At 66.0% G+C, this 3,012-nt stretch carries 4 protein-coding genes; 2 read left to right on the top strand and 2 right to left on the bottom strand.

Annotated elements, in window-relative coordinates; translation table 11 throughout:
* Nucleotides 1–397, bottom strand: a 397-nt coding sequence (locus Q1J95_RS15480; protein WP_300269286.1) for an amidase, incomplete at its 3' end; no start/stop codon positions are given.
* Complete coding sequence (gene gatC / locus Q1J95_RS15475; RefSeq protein ID WP_300269283.1) at nt 394–693, bottom strand: Asp-tRNA(Asn)/Glu-tRNA(Gln) amidotransferase subunit GatC; 300 nt, start codon at nt 691–693, stop codon at nt 394–396. The genes gatC and Q1J95_RS15480, both read right to left, overlap by 4 nt.
* Before the next feature lie 63 nt (nt 694–756).
* On the opposite strand from gatC, the gene Q1J95_RS15470 reads away from it, so the two are divergent.
* Nucleotides 757–2,457: a long-chain-fatty-acid--CoA ligase gene (locus Q1J95_RS15470; protein WP_300269282.1), complete on the top strand. Its 1,701-nt coding sequence runs from the start codon at nt 757–759 to the stop codon at nt 2,455–2,457.
* Nucleotides 2,458–2,508: 51 nt separating this feature from the next.
* Nucleotides 2,509–3,012, top strand: a 504-nt coding sequence (locus tag Q1J95_RS15465; RefSeq protein WP_300269279.1) for a DEAD/DEAH box helicase, incomplete at its 3' end; no start/stop codon positions are given.

Here is a 3,012-nt window from a genome sequence, read left to right as displayed (position 1 = left end):
TGGACGACCCCATCGCGAACTCGTCCATGTTGGTTTTCCCCAGCGGCACGAGACCGGCGGCGCGCGCGCGTGCCACGACCGTCGCGTCGTAGGGCGAGATGTAGCCCTCGAGAATGCGCGACCCGCTCGTGGTGGGCTGATCAGTCGTCACCAGGACGTCTTTGATCGCGAGCGGAACGCCGGCCAGCGGATGAAGACTCTCCCCTGCGCTGCGCTGAGCGTCGATCGATTCCGCGACGCGAAGCGCGTCTTCATTGACATGTAGGAATGCGTGCACGTCGGTATCGACAGCGGCGATGCGGTCGAGGTGCGCCTGGGTGGCCTCGACGCTCGAGACCTCACCGGTGCTGAGCTTGTCGGCGAGTTCAGCCGCCGTCAATCTGATCAATTCACTCACTGCTCTTCCCCCAGGATCGCCGTCACACGGAAGCGGCCGTCGACCGCATCCGGCGCGTTCTGCAGCACCTGCTCGCGCGTCAGCGTCTCGCCGACCACATCAGGGCGGAAGACGTTCGCCAGGGCAATGGGGTGGCTGGTGGCGACGACATCGGCGGTCGCGACCTCTGACACCTTGGCGATATTGTCGACGATCGCGTCGAGCTGGCCGGTCAGCTTCGACACCTCGTCATCGTTCAGCTGGATACGCGCGAGCACGCCGAGATGGCGCACGAGTTCGGGGGTGATTTCAGACACCCTCCCAGTGTAGTTCGCCGCGTTCGCTCTGCCGTGCGCCGTGGGTGCCCATAGGCTGTCGCTATGACGACGTACGTTCCTCCTCGTCCCTGGATCGCCAGCTACGCAGAGGGTGTTCCCGAAGATTTGCCCGCTGTGTCGGGTTCGCTTCTCGACATCGTCACGGCGTCGGCGCGTGATTATCCGGATGCGGTGGCACTGCAGTTCTTCGGCCGGGAGACGACCTACGCCGAGATGCACGACGCCATCGCGCGTGCCGCATCCGGGTTGCGTGAGCTGGGTGTGCGCGCGGGCGACACCGTCGCGATCGTGCTGCCGAACTGCCCCCAGCACATCATCGCCTTCTATGCCGTGCTGCGATTGGGCGCCGTCGTCGTCGAGCACAACCCGCTGTACACGGCCCGAGAGCTGCGCAAGCAGTTCGAAGACCACGGCGCCAAGCACGCGATCGTGTGGAGCAAGGTCGTGGGGACCGTGCAGGAGTTTCCTGCCGACCTGGCGGTGAACTCTCTGATCTCGGTCGACATCATCACCGCGATGCCGTTGTTCACCCGCCTGGCTCTGAAGCTGCCCATCGCCAAGGCTCGGGAGTCGCGAGCGGCCCTCACCGAGAAGGTCCGTGGCGCGATCGAGTGGAAGCGGGTCGTGCGCTCGCAGCCGCTCCCCGCATCGCATCCGCTTCCTGCCACCGATGACCTCGCGATCATCCAATACACCTCCGGCACCACCGGCGCGCCGAAGGGGGCCGCGCTCACGCACCGCAATCTGCTCTCCAACGCCGCTCAGTCACAGGCCTGGGTGCCGTCGATCCGGCGTGGCGACGGATGCGTCGTCTACGCGGTACTTCCCATGTTCCACGCCTACGGGCTCACGCTCTGCCTGACGTTCGCGATGTCCATGGGTGCGCGCCTGGTGCTGTTTCCGAAGTTCGACCCCGACCTCGTGCTCGATGTCGTGAAGAAGCACCCGCCGACGTTCCTCCCTCTCGTTCCTCCCATCGCCGAGCGTCTGCTGACCGTCGCCCGCACCCAGGGAATCTCCCTCGCCGGAATCGAGGTCGCCATCTCCGGTGCCATGGCCCTTCCGCATGAGGTGGTGGTGCCCTTCGAAGAGGCCAGCGGCGGATACCTCGTCGAAGGCTATGGGCTCAGCGAGTGCTCCCCCGTGCTGATGGCGAACCCCGTCGCAGACAACCGTGTGCCGGGCACCGTCGGGCTCCCGTTGCCGGGCACGGAGTGCCGCGTGGTCGATCCGGACGAGCCCACGCGGGACGTTCCGGCAGGCAGCCCGGGCGAACTCGTCGTGCGCGGGCCTCAGGTGTTCAGCGGGTACTACGGCAAACCAGAGGCGACAGAGGCGGCCTTCGTCGACGGCTGGTATCGCACGGGCGACGTCGTCACGATCGATGACGGCGGGTTCGTGCGGATCGTCGACCGCATCAAGGAGCTCATCATCACCGGTGGCTTCAACGTCTCACCCACCGAGGTCGAGAACGTCGTGCGTCAGCATCCGTCCGTCGAAGACGTCGCCGTCATCGGGCTGCCCAGCGACCACTCCGGCGAAGAAGTCGTCGCAGCGGTCGTGCTCGACGAGGGCGCGGAGCTCGATGAGGAATCGATCCGCGGGTTCGCACGCGGCATCCTCACACCATACAAAGTGCCACGGCGCATCTTCGTGGTCGACGAGTTGCCCAAGTCGCTGATCGGCAAGGTGCTGCGCCGGCAGGTCAAGGAGAAGATCCTCTCGCTGACCACCGACGCATAAAGTGCCGCGTCTTCACAGGCACAGCGCACCTCGGGGCGCTACCTTTAATTGGTGACCCCAAAAGACGCACCCCTGAACGAGCCCGCAGACGAGTCCCCCGCAGCACCCGGATTCGAGGAGCTCGGCGTCACCGGGCCCGTGCTGAAGGCCATCCGCGACCTCGGCTACGAGACCCCCTCACCCATCCAGGCCGCCACCATCCCTCTGCTGCTGCAAGGCCGCGATGTGCTGGGAACAGCGCAGACCGGCACCGGCAAGACCGCCGCGTTCGCACTGCCCGTGCTCGAGAATCTCGACCCCACCCAGAAGACGCCGCAGGCGCTCGTGCTCGCGCCGACCCGCGAGCTCGCCCTCCAGGTGTGCGAGGCATTCGAATCGTACTCATCGAAGATGAAGGGCGTGCATGTGCTCCCCGTCTACGGCGGCCAGGGCTATGGTCAGCAGCTCTCGGCGTTGCGCCGCGGCGTGCACGTCGTCGTCGGCACGCCCGGACGCATCATGGATCACCAGGCCAAGGGCACTCTCGATCTCTCTGAGCTGAAGTACCTCGTGCTC

The sequence above is a fragment of the Microbacterium sp. genome, assembly GCF_029263575.1.
In the GTDB taxonomy this organism is placed as follows: Bacteria; Actinomycetota; Actinomycetes; order Actinomycetales; family Microbacteriaceae; genus Microbacterium.
The sequence above is the reverse complement of the archived record's forward strand: the minus strand, read 5'-3'. Positions and strand labels throughout refer to the sequence as shown.

What these genes read in the sequence shown, in the direction of transcription:
- Q1J95_RS15470 (WP_300269282.1), top strand. Translation starts at nt 757, where the DNA reads ATGACGACGTACGTTCCTCCTCGTCCCTGGATCGCCAGCTACGCAGAG.